This window comes from Neisseria elongata subsp. elongata (genome assembly GCF_900113545.1).
Classification (GTDB): Bacteria; Pseudomonadota; Gammaproteobacteria; order Burkholderiales; family Neisseriaceae; genus Neisseria; species Neisseria elongata.
Genome location: NZ_FOPS01000005.1, coordinates 14,841 through 28,301, shown reverse-complemented (window position 1 = coordinate 28,301; position 13,461 = coordinate 14,841). Strand labels below are relative to the sequence as shown.

16 protein-coding genes and 1 pseudogene are annotated in these 13,461 nt (G+C 58.0%); 4 read left to right on the top strand and 13 right to left on the bottom strand.

Annotation, left to right across the window (positions count from 1 at the left end):
- Nucleotides 1-233: 233 nt before the first annotated feature.
- The 3 genes from BM261_RS06065 to BM261_RS06055 form a co-directional block, all read right to left on the bottom strand.
- Nucleotides 234-1,136 carry a metal ABC transporter solute-binding protein, Zn/Mn family gene (locus tag BM261_RS06065; protein WP_074896347.1) on the bottom strand — a complete coding sequence of 301 codons (903 nt, stop codon included), beginning with the start codon at nt 1,134-1,136 and terminating at the stop codon, nt 234-236.
- 122 nt (nt 1,137-1,258) lie between these two features.
- On the bottom strand, nt 1,259-2,140 hold the full coding sequence (locus BM261_RS06060; protein WP_370446622.1) for a metal ABC transporter permease: 882 nt from the start codon (nt 2,138-2,140) through the stop codon (nt 1,259-1,261).
- Nucleotides 2,141-2,217: 77 nt separating this feature from the next.
- The gene (locus BM261_RS06055; RefSeq protein ID WP_114910552.1) at nt 2,218-2,943 is read right to left on the bottom strand and encodes a metal ABC transporter ATP-binding protein; all 726 of its coding nucleotides are present in this window, start codon (nt 2,941-2,943) and stop codon (nt 2,218-2,220) included.
- Nucleotides 2,944-3,264: 321 nt separating this feature from the next.
- Between BM261_RS06055 and BM261_RS06045 the strand changes: the two genes are divergently transcribed.
- The gene (locus BM261_RS06045) at nt 3,265-3,558 is read left to right on the top strand and encodes a DUF2288 domain-containing protein (protein ID WP_074896337.1); all 294 of its coding nucleotides are present in this window, start codon (nt 3,265-3,267) and stop codon (nt 3,556-3,558) included.
- A 61-nt stretch (nt 3,559-3,619) separates the two neighbouring features.
- Here BM261_RS06045 and BM261_RS06040 read toward each other — a convergent pair whose 3' ends face one another.
- The 9 genes and pseudogenes from BM261_RS06040 to BM261_RS06005 form a co-directional block, all read right to left on the bottom strand.
- Nucleotides 3,620-4,522 carry a DMT family transporter gene (locus tag BM261_RS06040; RefSeq protein WP_074896334.1) on the bottom strand — a complete coding sequence of 301 codons (903 nt, stop codon included), beginning with the start codon at nt 4,520-4,522 and terminating at the stop codon, nt 3,620-3,622.
- 83 nt (nt 4,523-4,605) lie between these two features.
- Nucleotides 4,606-6,294 (bottom strand): glutamine--tRNA ligase/YqeY domain fusion protein, encoded by a 1,689-nt coding sequence (locus BM261_RS06035; protein WP_074896331.1) that lies wholly within the window; start codon nt 6,292-6,294, stop codon nt 4,606-4,608.
- 135 nt (nt 6,295-6,429) lie between these two features.
- Entirely contained in the window at nt 6,430-7,050 is a 621-nt protein-coding gene (locus BM261_RS06030) for a glutathione S-transferase (RefSeq protein WP_070452432.1), read from the bottom strand.
- Nucleotides 7,047-7,454 (bottom strand): annotated as a pseudogene (locus tag BM261_RS06025) (DeoR family transcriptional regulator); the annotation flags it as partial. The pseudogene BM261_RS06025 and the gene BM261_RS06030, both read right to left, overlap by 4 nt.
- Nucleotides 7,394-7,567, bottom strand: coding sequence for a hypothetical protein (locus tag BM261_RS12660; RefSeq protein WP_162817033.1), 174 nt, complete (start codon nt 7,565-7,567; stop codon nt 7,394-7,396). The gene BM261_RS12660 and the pseudogene BM261_RS06025, both read right to left, overlap by 61 nt.
- Before the next feature lie 11 nt (nt 7,568-7,578).
- Nucleotides 7,579-8,316 carry a pseudouridine synthase gene (locus tag BM261_RS06020; protein WP_074896328.1) on the bottom strand — a complete coding sequence of 246 codons (738 nt, stop codon included), beginning with the start codon at nt 8,314-8,316 and terminating at the stop codon, nt 7,579-7,581.
- Nucleotides 8,317-8,447: 131 nt separating this feature from the next.
- Entirely contained in the window at nt 8,448-9,590 is a 1,143-nt protein-coding gene (locus BM261_RS06015) for a THUMP domain-containing class I SAM-dependent RNA methyltransferase (protein ID WP_074896324.1), read from the bottom strand.
- Nucleotides 9,591-9,748: 158 nt separating this feature from the next.
- The gene (locus tag BM261_RS06010; RefSeq protein WP_003773546.1) at nt 9,749-10,342 is read right to left on the bottom strand and encodes a phosphoheptose isomerase; all 594 of its coding nucleotides are present in this window, start codon (nt 10,340-10,342) and stop codon (nt 9,749-9,751) included.
- 6 nt (nt 10,343-10,348) lie between these two features.
- Nucleotides 10,349-10,696 (bottom strand): YraN family protein, encoded by a 348-nt coding sequence (locus tag BM261_RS06005; RefSeq protein ID WP_003773543.1) that lies wholly within the window; start codon nt 10,694-10,696, stop codon nt 10,349-10,351.
- A gap of 207 nt (nt 10,697-10,903) precedes the next feature.
- Here BM261_RS06005 and rsmI point away from each other — a divergent pair, with 207 nt between their 5' ends.
- Entirely contained in the window at nt 10,904-11,770 is an 867-nt protein-coding gene (rsmI, locus tag BM261_RS06000; protein ID WP_074896321.1) for a 16S rRNA (cytidine(1402)-2'-O)-methyltransferase, read from the top strand.
- A 111-nt stretch (nt 11,771-11,881) separates the two neighbouring features.
- On the opposite strand, the gene BM261_RS05995 is transcribed toward rsmI, so the two are convergent.
- A complete protein-coding gene (locus BM261_RS05995; RefSeq protein ID WP_074896318.1) occupies nt 11,882-12,268 on the bottom strand; it encodes a cupin domain-containing protein in 387 nt (128 codons plus the stop codon).
- A 241-nt stretch (nt 12,269-12,509) separates the two neighbouring features.
- Between BM261_RS05995 and BM261_RS05990 the strand changes: the two genes are divergently transcribed.
- A complete protein-coding gene (locus BM261_RS05990) occupies nt 12,510-13,241 on the top strand; it encodes a LytR/AlgR family response regulator transcription factor (protein WP_070454100.1) in 732 nt (243 codons plus the stop codon).
- A 44-nt stretch (nt 13,242-13,285) separates the two neighbouring features.
- Complete coding sequence (locus BM261_RS12655) at nt 13,286-13,447, top strand: hypothetical protein (RefSeq protein WP_162817032.1); 162 nt, start codon at nt 13,286-13,288, stop codon at nt 13,445-13,447.
- The last annotated feature ends 14 nt before the right edge of the window (nt 13,448-13,461 follow it).

Sequence of the window (13,461 nt, the reverse complement as noted above, 5' to 3'; positions counted from 1 at the left end):
TCCGTACTGTCCGTACCGTTTTCGGCCTGCCGCCTGTTAATCGGTTGCCCGGGGATTCGGCTATAACGCCCGCAAGCTGTATCAAATCGGCGTGTCTGTCAATTTTCTTGATTAAACTGCAAGTTAGCGTAAATGTCAAATGCTTGTTTGCAGGTTGCCCGCCTTGTATGGGCGGTGTTTTGTACAGGCCGTCTGAAAAAGGGATTCAGACGGCCTCTCCGGTACCCGGGCGGTTATTTCATGGCTTTAACCAATGAATCGACATTGTAACGGATCATGCCGGTGTAGGTGTTGGCCGGTGCGGTTTTGCTCAATGCGTCGGAATACAGTTTGCCGCCGATGGTGCTGCCTGATTCTTTGGCAATGCGTTCGAGCATCCGGGAGTCTTTGATGTTTTCGGTAAACACGGCTTTGATGCCTTCTTGTTTGACCTGGCGGATGAGGGCGGCAACATGTTTGGCCGACGGTTCCGATTCGGTATTGATGCCTTGCGGCGCATAGAATTTGATGTTGTAGCGTTTGCCCATGTAACCGAAGGCTTCATGGCCGGTCAGTACTTTGCGGCGGGCGGCCGGGATGCGGTCGAACTGCGTTTTGGCATAAGCATCGAGCTGTTGCAGTTCTTTGGTGTAGCTTTGCAGGCGCTGGCTGTAATAGGTTTTGTTTTGCGGGTCGGCCTTAATCAGGGCTTCGGCAACGTTGGCCGCGTATTTCGGCATCAGGGAAGGGTCGCTCCAAACGTGCGGGTCGTAGCGGCCGTGATCGTGGTTGTGGCCGCCGTGGTCGTGATCATGGTCGTGGTCGTGGTCGGCCGTCATGGCTTTGATGCCGGCTGCGGCTTCGGCGTAATTGACTTTGCTTTGTTTGACGGCACGGGTCATTTCTCCCGATTCGAAGCCCAGTCCGTTGAGCAGCACCAGTTTGGCCGAACGGATTTTTTTGATGTCGCCGCTGGTGATGTTGTAAACGTGCGAGTCTTGGTCGGGGCCGACAAGGTTGGTGACGGCCACTTTGTCGCCGCCGATCTGTTTGGCGACGTCGCCCAAAATGCTGAAGCTGCTGACGACGTTCAGCGGTTCGGCCGATACGCTGCCTGCCACCAAAAGGGCGCACAGGGACAGTTTCCAATGTTTCATTTTTAATCCTTTCTTAGTGGGCGGCGGAACGGCTCCGCCGTATTGTGGTTTGAACGGTGCTTCTTTATCCGTACTCAGGCCGTCTGAAAGACTTGTCCGGATAGGTTTGATAAAACGGTTTGTTAGAATTGCCGGTGGCGGCTGCGGCGCAGCCATTTGGTCAGGAGGCCGCCCTCCCAACCGAAGATGACCGACAGTGTGTACCAGCCGCCGCAAAACAGGATGATGGCCGGGCCGGACGGGATTTCGACGTGGTAGGAAAACAGCAGCCCCGCCAGCCCGCACAGCAGCGCGAAAATGACGGAAAGCAGCATCAGCATACCCATGTTGCGCACCCACAGGCGGGCGGTAATCGCCGGAATCATCATCAGGCCGACCGCCATCAGCGTACCCAAAGCCTGAAATCCGGCCACCAGGTTCATGACGACCAAGACGAGGAAAATCAGATGCCACAGTCCGCCTTTACCGTTTACCGCCCTTAAAAACAGGGGGTCTATGCTTTCCAGCAGCAGCGGACGGTAAATCACGGCCAGCGTGACAATCGTGGTGCTGGCGACGGAAGCGACCAAAGTCAGGGCGGGCAGGTCTACGGCCAAAATCGAGCCGAACAACAGGTGAAGCAGGTCGATATTGCTGCCGCCCATGCTGACCAGTAGCACGCCGATGGCCAGGCTGGTCAGGTAGAAGGCGGCAAAGTTGGCGTCTTCCTTCAAATCGGTAAAGCGGCTGACTAGGCCGGCCAGCAAGGCCATCACCATGCCGGCGACAAAACCACCCGCACTCATGGCGGGCAGGCTGAGGCCGCCTATCATATAGCCGACGGCCGCGCCGGGCAGGACGGCATGGCCGAGCGCGTCGCCGACCAGGCTCATGCGCCGCATCACGAGAAATACACCCACGGGCGCGGCACTCAGTGCGAGGAATACCACGGAGGCCAGGGCGTAGCGCATAAAATCAAACTCGGCAAACGGTTCGATCAGCCATTCGTATAAGTTTATATCCATGTATTTTTGTTTTTTATTGATGCGGTTATGTTTCCGCCGAAACGGCCCGAAGCGTGGGAGGCCGTCTGAAAAGGCTGTCAGGCAGCGCACCATTGCGCGTAATCGTGTTTTTGCATGGCGGCGTTGGCTTGTTGCAGAAAGCTTTCGGTCAGCACGTCTTCCGTTTTCCCGGCCGTGATTTTTTCCCGCGCGATGAGCAGGGTGTTCGGAAAATAGGCGCGCACTTGTTCGTAGTCGTGCAAAACGGCGATGACGGCGCGGCCTTCGTTGTTGCAGTGGCGGAGGACGTCCAAAAGGGCGTAAGTGGTTTTTGCGTCCACCGCGTTGAAAGGTTCGTCGAGCAGCAGGAATTTTGCGTCCTGCGCAAGCATCCGCGCAAACAGTACGCGCTGGAACTGGCCGTTGGAAAGGTGACCGATTTGCCGGTGGGCGAATTCCGCCATTTCTACCCGTTCGAGTGCCTGCATCACGCGTTTTTTCTGCGCCGCATTCACGCCGCCGAAAAAGCCGATTTCGTACCACAAACCCATGGCGGCCAATTCAAATACCGTCATCGACTGGCTGCGGTCGATATCGGCCTGTTGCGGCAGGTAGGCGATGTCGCGGCGGGCGATGCCCTGCCATACCACTTTGCCCGTATTGCATTTGAGCAGCCCCATCACGGCCTTGAGCAGGGTGGATTTTCCCGCGCCGTTGGGGCCAAAAATCGCCCACATAGAGGCATCGTCGAACTGCATGTCCACATGGTGCACCGCCGGTTTGCGCTGGTAGCTGACGGTCAGGTTTTCGATTGCGATCATGATGATGAGGTCGCCCAGAAATAAACGCCCCATACGACGGCCAAAGCCGTGGCGGCCAAAAGCAGCCGCCGGGGTAATCCGCTTAATAAAATATTCATTTTCTGCTGCCGGCCGTTTCAGACGGCCTTGCGGTTTGCGACAGGGCGTGCGGTTTTTTGGCCGAAAGCCCGTATCTTGTTGATTGAAATATATTTGCCGGCCGCTGTTTTCAGACGGCCTCTGTGTCCGGCCGTGCGGCTGTAAATAAAGATTCGTATGATACTGTGTAACAGTTTCTTTGTAAATCCAAGCTGCGTATAATCCGCGGCTTTTTGGGAGCCTGCCGTGAGCGAACCGTATCTGAACGACAAACTGAATCTGGAAACCGCCCGCATTGCCTGGGCGGATTTGCAAGTCCATTTCGCGCGCGGTGCGGCGGTGTATGTCGCTCCCGAACTCGATTTGGTTGCCGTTGCCCGGCTGGTTGCCGACGACGACGGCCGTGAAATCGCCAGGCTGATGGCGGAAGGGAAGTTCGGCATGGTCAGTGAAGCGCAGGCCGCCGCGTTTTGGGCGGAAAACCGTGAAATGTGGGCGGTGGTGGTGGCACCGTGGGTATTGGTTCAGCCGGCGGGGTAGGAAAACGGCCGAACAGTGGAAAGCCAATTTCAATAAAGTAAAAAACACTCGAAACAGCGTTTCAGACGACCTTCTGCCCATACCGCATCAGCGTCATGCCGCCGACCGCCGCCGCGCAACCCGCGACCAGCGAAATATGCAGCGGTTCGCCCAAAACCCAAGCCGAAGACAGCATACCGAAAATCGGCACGAGCGTAATATACGCTGCCGCGCTGCCTGCACCCAAAGTCTTCACGCCTTCGAAATACCACGCGTAGGCCAATACCGTCGCGCCGATGACCAGCCACGCCAATGCCGTCCAACCGCGTGCATCCATCGCCGCCATTGCCTCAAACGGCAGTCCGTCCGTCCACAACGCCACCACCGACAACATCAGCGCGCCGATGAACGACGTTGCCGCCGTTACCGTCAACGCGTCTATCCCGCGCAAAACCGCACGCCCGATTAAGGTATAAGCCGCCCAGCAGACCACGCAGCCGAAAATCAACCACTCCCCCGCCTTGATGCCGCCCGACAACACCGTCAACGGCTGTCCTTGCGTTACCGCCACAATGGCACCGCCGACCGCCAGCAGCATACCCGCCAAAATCTTCGCATTTAAACGCTCGCCGAAAAGCCAAGCCGCCAGCAGCAGTGTCAGCACGGGATTCACCGCCACAACCACCGCCGCCTTGCCCGCCGGCATCGCCTGCAAACCCAGCATGAAAAACACCGCATAGCCGCACACTCCGACGGAAGCGGCTACCGTCAAGCCCAGCCATTGCCGCGCCGACAAAGCCGCCAAAGTCGCGAACCTGCTGCGCGCAAACAGCCAACCCAACAACAAAACCGAAGCCAACACAAACCGAACCGCCCCGCCCGTCAGCGGCGGCAGTGACTGCCCCAGCATCCGCCCCATCGGCCAAGACGCACCCCACAACACCGCCATTCCCAGCAGTTTCAAATGTACAGAATAACGTTCCATCTCATTCCTTTATCAACAAAGGTCGTCTGAAAACCCGATTTCAAGTTTTCAGACGACCTTCCAGTATTGCTGTTGCCAACAGATTACTTGGGCTGCCAAGAGTCTTTCAGCGTTACCGTGCGGTTGAACACAGGTTGCTCAGGGCGGTGGTCTTTGCGGTCGGTCACGAAATAGCCCAGACGCTCAAACTGCCAACGGCTTTCGGCGGGCAGGTTTTTGGCTGCGGGTTCGGCGTAGGCGGTGATTTCTTTGACGGACTCGGGGTTGAGGAAATCGGTAAACGGCAGGTATTCGCCGTCTTCGCCGCGCACGGCATCGGGACGAGGTTCGGTGAACAGGCGCTCGTAGAGGCGCACGGTGGCGGGAACGGCATGTTCGGCCGAGAGCCAGTGGATGACGCCTTTGACTTTGCGGCCTTCGGGGTTTTTGCCCAGCGTGTCGTAATCGAGGCTGCATTTGAGTTCGACTACATGGCCGTCTGAATCTTTGACGACTTCGTCGCAGCGCATCACATAGCTGTGGCGCAGGCGCACTTCGCCGCCGGGAATCAGGCGTTTGAAGCCTTTGGGCGGGTTTTCGGCGAAGTCGTCGGCTTCGATGTAGAGCGTTGGCGAAATCGGCAGCTCGCGTCCGCCCATTTCTTCGTGGTTGGGATGGTAGGGGGCGTAGCGGCTTTGCGCTTGGGCGGGGTCGAAGTTGGTCAGGGTAACTTTGAGCGGGTTGAGCACGGCAATCATGCGCGGGGCGGAGTTTTCCAGCTCTTCGCGGATGGCACCTTCGAGCACGCTCATGTCGATCACGTTTTCGGATTTGGAGATGCCGGCGCGTTTGGCAAACAGGCGCAGGCCTTCGGGGGTGTAGCCGCGTCGGCGCATGCCGGAGATGGTGGGCATGCGCGGGTCGTCCCAGCCGCTGACGTGGCCGTCTGCAACGAGCTGGTTGAGTTTGCGTTTGGACGTGATGGAGTACAAAAGTTCCAAGCGCGAAAATTCGTACTGGCGCGGGCGGGTGGCATGCGGCGCAGGGATGTTGTCCAACACCCAGTCGTACAGTGGGCGGTGGGCTTCAAATTCGAGCGTACACAAGGAATGCGTGATGCCTTCGATGGCATCGGAAATGCAATGCGTGTAGTCGTACATCGGGTAGATGCACCATTTGTCGCCGGTGTTGTGGTGATGGACGCGGCGGATGCGGTAGATGACGGGGTCGCGCATATTGATGTTGCCCGAAGCCATGTCGATTTTCAGACGCAAGGTTTTGCTGCCGTCGGGAAACTCGCCGTTTTTCATGCGTGTGAACAGGTCGAGGTTTTCTTCGACGCTGCGGTCGCGGTAAGGACTGTTTTTGCCCGCTTCGGTCAGCGTACCGCGGTATTCGCGGATTTGTTCCGGCGTCAAATCATCGACATAGGCTTTGCCGTCTTTGATTAAACCGACGGCGTAGTCATACAGCTGGTCGAAATAATTGGAAGCGAAACGCGGCTCGCCCGCCCAATGGAAACCGAGCCACTCGACATCTTCTTTGATGGCGTTGACGTATTCGTCGTTTTCTTTTTCGGGGTTGGTATCGTCGAAACGCAGGTTGCACAGGCCGTCGTAAATATACGCCAAACCGAAGTTCAGGCAGATGGATTTGGCGTGGCCGATGTGCAGATAGCCGTTGGGTTCGGGCGGGAAACGGGTTTGGATGGCTTCGTGTTTGCCGCTTTTTAAGTCTTCTTCGATGATGGTGCGGATGAAATGGTTGTCCGCGAATTGGTCTTTGTTGAGCATGATGGAATCCGGCGAATGTATTTTTCAGACGGCCTGCCGCCCGAACGGGAAATCGAAATCGGTTATTTTACCTGAGTCGTGCCGTTTTAGAAATCAGGCCGTCTGAAACCTATTTTCAGACGGCCTCGCACGGCATCAGGCTGAAACACGGGGTTTGGTTGCGGCCAGACAGGGATGCAGTGCATTCATTTCATCCGCCCACGCCTTCAGTTCAGAAATACCCGCCAATCCGGCGGCGCCGGTCAGATTGTCCCTGAACAGCAGGAAGTCGACGGCGCACACGGCAAACAGCGTGCCGATGTTGAGCTGCGTGCCGAAGGGTTGCAGGTGCTCGGCCAACACGGGGACGGTGCGCGCGTTGCGTTGTTTGATTTGTTCGTGCCGCGCCGTCCACCATTCGTTTTCGGGACGCAGCATTTTTTCGGCAATCATGGCGACGGTGTTTTCCAGCAGCCCTTCCGCCAGCGCGTGCAGGTTCAGCACCTGCCAGCGGCTTGCGTCCTGCGGGTAAAGCGTCGCGCCCTGCCCGACGGAATCGAGGTATTCGGCGATGACGTTGCTGTTGAACAGCCATTCGCCGTTATCGAGCTGCAATACGGGGATGCGGCCGAGCGGGTTGTCTTGGTTGTGCGCCGATTCGGCGGCGAATGACGATTTGACGGTTACCGGTTCTATCCGGTTTTCCAGCCCGTGATGGATGGCGGCGGCGCGCACTTTGCGTACATAGGGGCTGGTTGTCGAAGACCATAGTTTCATTTTTCGTCCTTTGCTGTTTCTGTTGCATGTTGGCAGATGTCGGGAACCAACCATTCCACGCCCGCGGCGGTGAGGATTTTCTGCATTTCTCCGTCGGGAGCGCGGTCGGTGAAGACCCTGTCGAAATCGGTGATGTCGCCCAGCCGCACCAGCGCGTGCGACTGGAATTTGCTGTGATCCACGCCGAGGAAGCGCACCCGCGCGTTGGCCATCATCGCCTGCATCACGCTTACTTCCTTGTAGTCGTAATCGAGCAGCGAGCCGTCGCCTTCCACGCCGTGCGTGCTCAATACGGCGTAGTCGACTTTGAACTGGTTGATGAAGTCCACCGTGGCGACGCCGGTTACGCCGCCGTCCAGCGGGCGGACGACGCCGGAGGTAATGATGACGGTAATGCCCAGCCGAAATGTTCGGGGATGACATGGCTGCGCCATGCCGCTGCGGCAGGGATGACGGCCAGGCTGCCGATGAGGGACAGGCTGGCAAAACGGGCTTCGCCGATATGCGGTGTTTTCATGTCCGGTGTTTTTAAAAACGTTCGTCTTTCCCCAGATAACGCCATTTGCCCGGCGGCAGCGCGCCGAGTTTTACCTGTCCCATGCGGATGCGTTTCAGGCCGGTAACGCGCAGGCCGACCAGTTCGCACATGCGGCGGATTTGGCGTTTTTTGCCTTGTTTCAGGATGAAGCGCAGTTGATCTTCGTTTTGCCATTCGACTTTGGCGGGACGCAGTTTTTCACCGTCCAGGCTCAGGCCGTGGTTGAGCAGGTGCAGGCCTTCTTCGCTCAGGCGGCCTTTGACGCGCACCAGGTATTCTTTTTCGATGCCGCTGTCGCCGCCGATGAGTTGTTTGGCGATGCGGCCGTCTTGGGTAAGTACCAGCAGGCCGACGGAGTCGATGTCGAGCCGGCCGGCGGGAGCCAGGCCTTTTTTGTGGCCGTCGCGGTAGGGGATGCGGCTGGTGTCGCCGTCCCAGCGGTTTTCGGCGGTGATGAGTTCGACGGCGGCGCGGTAGTCTTTTTCGGGCTGGCCGCTGACGTAGCCAACGGGTTTGTTTAGCAGGACGGTTACGCGCTGTGCCTGTGTTTCGTGTGCCTGCTTGGCCAGTTCGATGCGGTCGGAAGGCGTGACTTTTTGGCCGAGTACGGCGGTTTGGCCGTTCACTTTGACCCAGCCTTGTTCGATATAGCCGTCGGCTTCGCGGCGGGAGCAGAGTTTGAGTTCGGCCATGCGTTTGGATAGGCGGACGGGTTCTTGCGGGTTCATTAAGACTTCCTTAATGGTTGAAACCCCGCCCTTTGGGGGCGGCGGAATCGGAATGAATGTATGGCGGGCGGCACAGGGTGCTGTGTTTTGTGTTGAAACGTTGCGTTTTTTGTTTTTCAGACGGCCTTTGTTCAGCGGTTGCTGCCCGCCACCATGTCGAGCAGGAACAGGCGGCAGTCGAGATTGCCGTTGTAGAGCGGGATTTTGCGTTTCGGGTTCAGGCGCATCAGTTTGGGCATGTCGCGGTCGCCGGTAAACATGCCGATGGTCCAACCCGCGTAGTGCTGCTTCAGCCAGCCGCCCAGTTGGGGGTAGAGTGCGTGCAGGGCTTGGATTTCGGCCAGGCGTTCGCCGTAGGGCGGGTTGGACAGCATGATGCCGCCTTGGCCGTTCGGCCGTGCGTCTTGCGCGTCGCGGTCGCTGATGTCGATGAAGCCGTCCACTTCGGCGAAGCGGGCGTTTTGCCGTGCGGCGCGGGTCATGGCGCGGTCGTTGTCGGATGCGGCGATGTTTTCAGACGGCCTGTTGCGGGCGGCTTCCCGTGCCTGTTGTTTGATGCGCTGCCACAGGGCGGGGTCGTGTTTTTGCAGTTTTTCAAAGCCGAAACGGCGCATGATGCCGGGTGCGCGGTTCAGGGCGATGAGCGCGGCTTCGATGGCGATGGTGCCGCTGCCGCAGAAGGGGTCTTGGAAGGGTTGGCTGCCGTCGTATCCGGCCAGCAGCAGGAGGCCGGCGGCCAGGTTTTCGCGCAGCGGGGCTTCGCCGGTGTCTTGGCGGTAGCCGCGTTTGAACAGGGCTTCGCCCGATGTGTCGATGAAGATTTGGACGGTTTTGTCGTCAAGGAAGGCGTGTATGCGAATGTCGGGTCGTTGTTTGTCTACGGACGAGCGTTCGCCGAAGCTGTCGCGCTGGCTGTCGCATACCGCGTCTTTGATTTTCAGGCCGACGAAGGCGGGGTTTTTGATGCGGGCGCGTTTGCTTTCCACATGAACTTTGATGCTGTCCGCTGGGGTGAACCAGTCTTGCCAGCGGATGTTGCGCGCGGGTTTGTAGATGTCGTGTTCGGTGCGGTAGGGGGCTTTGGTCAGGCGCAGCAGGACGCGGCCGGCGGTGCGGCTGTGCAGGTTGGCGCGGTAAACTTGTTCGAGGCCGCCGGTGCAGGCGATGCCGCCGTCGGTGGGGGCGAGGCCGGTGCAGCCTTGGGCGGCAAGTTCGGCGTGCAGGACGCTTTCCAGCCCGCGCGGGCAGGTAACGAATAGTGAGTAGGTGGTCATGGTGTTTGAAGGCCGTCTGAAAGGCGTGGATTATAGCGGAATGGGGAAAGGCCGTCTGAAATGGTTTTCGGCTCCATTTTCAGACGGCCTTTGTTGAGGATGCGGATGTTTCGGTTTGAAGGGTCTGTTTTCTGCCGCAGGGCGGGTTTCAGACGGCCTTACATACCTTCCATGAGTACGGTGTCGATGCAGTCGCACAGGGCGTGCACCAGTACGATGTGGTTTTCCTGGATGCGGGCGGTGCGCGGGTGGGGGACGTTGAGCAGGATGTCGTTGTCTTTGAGCATGGCGGCGATTTTCCCGCCGTCGCGGCCGGTGAAGGCGAGGATGCGCATATCGCGTTCGTGGGCGGCTTTAATCGCTTCGATGACGTTGCCGGAATTGCCGGAGGTGGAGATGCCCAGCAGGACGTCGCCTGGGCGGCCGAGTGCGCGGACTTGTTTGCTGAAGATGTGTTCGAAGCCGTAGTCGTTGCCGATGGCGGTGAGGGCGGAGGTGTCAGTGGTGAGGGCGATGGCGGCCAGTTCCATGCGTTCTTTTTCAAAACGGCCGGTCAGTTCGGCGGCGAAGTGTTGCGCGTCGGCCGCCGAGCCGCCGTTGCCGCAGACGAGGATTTTGCCGTCGTTCATCAGGCATTCGATCAGCATCATGGCGGCTTCGGCCGTCGGTTCGGCCAACACTTCGACGGTTTGCCGTTTGGCGGCGATGCTTTCTTCGAAATGGGCGCGTACGCGTTCTTGAAGGGTGGTCATAAATTTTTATCCTGTGATGTTTTGCAGCCAGACGGGGGGATTCCCGCCTTCGATTAAGACGGCGTCCAAACGGCAGTCCGTACGCCCTTTGCGGTGCTGTTGCAGGTAGTATTCCGCGCTTTTTTGCAGTTTGGCCAGTTTGGACGGTGTGATGCTGTATGCCGTGCCGCCGAAGGCCGCGCTGCGGCGGTATTTGACTTCGACAAACAGCAGGGTGCCGCTTTGTTCGGCAATCAGGTCAATTTCCCCGAACGGGCAGTGCCAGTTGCGTGCGATGATGCGGCAGCCTTGCTTTTCCAGAAAATGTGCGGCGGTATCTTCCGCCGCCTGTCCGCTCGGGTGGTTCAGGCGCATGGGGTTTCCGTGGTCGGGGCGGGCGGTTTGCCGCAGGTGCGGCGGATAATACGGGGATACTCTGCCGATGTAAATACAAGCGTTTGCAGGACGGTTTTGTTAGAATGCGGCTTTTACAGGTTTGCAGGCCGTCTGAAAATGCGTTTGGACTCCGTTGAAGCCCCGCTTTCAGACGGCCTCTTTTGAAATTTGCGACAGGCAACGCCCATGATAGAGAAATTTTTGAACAAAGCCGCAGGCAGTTTGCAGCCCGCCTTATATGTGGTGGCCACGCCCATCGGCAATTTGGCCGACATCACGCTGCGCGCGTTGGCCGTGCTGGGGCGTGCCGATTTGGTTTGCGCCGAGGATACGCGCGTTACCGCCCAGCTGCTTGCCGCCTACGGCATTCAGGCGAAACTGATGAGTGTGCGCGAACACAACGAGCAGCAGATGGCCGACAAGGTGGTGGCCGCGCTTTCAGACGGCCTGATTGTGGCGCAGGTGTCGGATGCGGGCACGCCTGCGGTGTGCGACCCGGGCGCGCGGCTGGCGGCGCGGGTACGCGGGGCGGGGTTCAATGTCGTGCCCGTGGTGGGCGCGAGTGCGGTGATGGCGGCTTTGAGCGGGGCGGGTGTGTCCGAGTCGGATTTTTATTTCAACGGTTTCCTACCGCCGAAATCGGGCGAACGGCGCAAGCTGTTCGAGCGGTGGTCGGAAGCGGACTATCCGGTGGTGATGTTTGAAACGCCGCACCGTATCGGGGCGGCTCTGGCCGATATGGCGGCCGTGTTCCCGCAGCGGCGGCTGACGCTGGCGCGCGAGCTGACGAAAACGTTTGAAACCTTTTTGTGCGGCACGGTCAGCGATATTCAGACGGCCTTGGCGGACGACGGCAATCAGGCGCGCGGCGAAATGGTGTTGATCCTGCATCCGGCGGTGCGGGAGAAAAACGCCGGTTTGTCGGAAGAATCGCTGCGCGTGATGAAGATTCTGTCCGCCCAGTTGCCCACCAAACAGGCCGCCGCGCTGGCTGCCGAAATCTGCGGTGAGAATAAAAAATCGCTTTACGATGCGGCGTTGGCGTGGAAATGACGCCCATCGGCCCGATTGCGGCGGGCAGGCCGTCTGAAAAGGCGGGACACTCATCCTAATCACAAAACGCAGGCTTTCAGACGGCCTGCGTTTTTCGTTTGACGGGGAAATTCAATGATGATGGTGATGATCGTGCCCGCTTTCCGTCCCGCCTCCGGTTTTCCCTTTTATCAGCGTAACGACGAACTCGCTCGTCTCGGCCGCTTTGCCGGCAATAAAGTCCGCGCCGTCAAACCGCATCACGTCTCCCGGTTTCAATTCGTGTTTCTCACCGTCGTTCAATTCGAAAACCACGCGCCCCTTGCTCATGGTCAATAAAACATCGTGCCCCGGATGATTGTGCCGTTTCATTTCACTGCCGGCGGCCAGTTTTTTGCGGACCACGACATAATCGGGCGCATCGAAAACCTTGCCTTCGCCGGAAGCGATTTCGGCGGCGGATGCCGATGCCGCAGCGGCGGCAAGCAGCAGGGCGGTCAGATATTTGGGTGTTTTCATTGTCTTTGCTTTCACTATGGATGATGGGTTTAAAATATTAACATATTTGATTTTCGTTCTCAAAATTCTATCCAGAGCAGTCGTCAAGGCCGTCTGAAAAGGCAAAGCCCGGCTTTCAGACGGCCTTTTTGCGGCATTTTTGCCTGTCAGCAAAGCAAAAAGGGCGCGGGGGCTATTGCTAAGCGGGGGATAACCCGCTAGCATTGCACGACTGCGAAAACAAAAAAACTAATGGTGAATTATGCCGAGTGCAATCATTGTTGAAGATGAAGTTTTGGCGGCCGAGCGGCTGCGTGTTTTGCTTGAAGAATGCAATGTCGTGTTGCTGAAAGTGTTCCATCATGCCAAAGCGGCTTTGGAATGGCTGAGCGTGCACGAAGTCGATATTGTCTTTACCGACATCAATATGCCGGAAATCAACGGCTTGGAGTTTGTCGAACGGATCAAACGGATTGCCAAGAAACAGCCGCATGTGATTTTTACCACGGCTTACGAAGAGCACGCTTTGCGCGCGTTCGAGCTGGCGGCGGAGGATTACCTGCTCAAGCCGATTAAAATCGCCCGCCTGCAGTCCGCACTCGCCCGCGTTCAGGACAATATTGAAGAAAGTGCCGACGAATTCAAAAACTTCCAAGTGTTTACCCGCGAGCGCATGTTGGAAATCCCTTGGCAGCAGGCGCGCTACCTACAGGCCGACCAGAAAACCGTGTTTTTGATTACTGGCGATGGTGCGAAATACGAACTGCCGAAAACGCTGGTGTACTGGGAAGAATTGCTGGGTGAGAAAGTCATCCGCGTCCACCGCAACGCGCTGGTGATGCGCCATACGCTGGACAGCCTGATCCGCCTCGACGGCGACGATGACGACAGCAACGCCAGCTGGGGCGCGAAAGTGTTGGATGTGGAGGAAGTCCTGCCCGTCAGCCGCCGCCAGCTTTCCGCCATCCGCCGCATCTTGCGCGAAGGGGCGTAATATCCGATACCGAAACCCTGCCGTTTAAGCGGCAGGGTTATTTTATGCGTATAGCGTTATGCTGTTTGAGGTTTCAGACGGCCTCTGCCATACGGCAGGAGCGCGGCAACCTCGTCCGCCATTATTGTTTGGAAAATGGCCGTCTTGATTCCTACGACATCAAAACGCTGGAAATCGAATATTTCGACGCTGAAGAGGCCGTCTGAAAAACATACTCCCG

Bases quoted from the DNA above. Each gene is read 5' to 3' on its own strand.
- BM261_RS06015 (WP_074896324.1), bottom strand. From the start codon at position 9,590: ATGACCACCTACTCACTATTCGTTACCTGCCCGCGCGGGCTGGAAAGC.
- BM261_RS06040 (WP_074896334.1), bottom strand. From the start codon at position 4,522: ATGGAACGTTATTCTGTACATTTGAAACTGCTGGGAATGGCGGTGTTG.
- BM261_RS06010 (WP_003773546.1), bottom strand. From the start codon at position 10,342: ATGACCACCCTTCAAGAACGCGTACGCGCCCATTTCGAAGAAAGCATC.
- rsmI (WP_074896321.1), top strand. From the start codon at position 10,904: ATGATAGAGAAATTTTTGAACAAAGCCGCAGGCAGTTTGCAGCCCGCC.
- BM261_RS06005 (WP_003773543.1), bottom strand. From the start codon at position 10,696: ATGCGCCTGAACCACCCGAGCGGACAGGCGGCGGAAGATACCGCCGCA.
- BM261_RS06020 (WP_074896328.1), bottom strand. From the start codon at position 8,316: ATGAACCCGCAAGAACCCGTCCGCCTATCCAAACGCATGGCCGAACTC.
- BM261_RS05990 (WP_070454100.1), top strand. From the start codon at position 12,510: ATGCCGAGTGCAATCATTGTTGAAGATGAAGTTTTGGCGGCCGAGCGG.
- BM261_RS06065 (WP_074896347.1), bottom strand. From the start codon at position 1,136: ATGAAACATTGGAAACTGTCCCTGTGCGCCCTTTTGGTGGCAGGCAGC.
- BM261_RS12660 (WP_162817033.1), bottom strand. From the start codon at position 7,567: ATGAAAACACCGCATATCGGCGAAGCCCGTTTTGCCAGCCTGTCCCTC.
- BM261_RS12655 (WP_162817032.1), top strand. From the start codon at position 13,286: ATGCGTATAGCGTTATGCTGTTTGAGGTTTCAGACGGCCTCTGCCATA.
- BM261_RS06035 (WP_074896331.1), bottom strand. From the start codon at position 6,294: ATGCTCAACAAAGACCAATTCGCGGACAACCATTTCATCCGCACCATC.
- BM261_RS06030 (WP_070452432.1), bottom strand. From the start codon at position 7,050: ATGAAACTATGGTCTTCGACAACCAGCCCCTATGTACGCAAAGTGCGC.
- BM261_RS06060 (WP_370446622.1), bottom strand. From the start codon at position 2,140: ATGGATATAAACTTATACGAATGGCTGATCGAACCGTTTGCCGAGTTT.
- BM261_RS05995 (WP_074896318.1), bottom strand. From the start codon at position 12,268: ATGAAAACACCCAAATATCTGACCGCCCTGCTGCTTGCCGCCGCTGCG.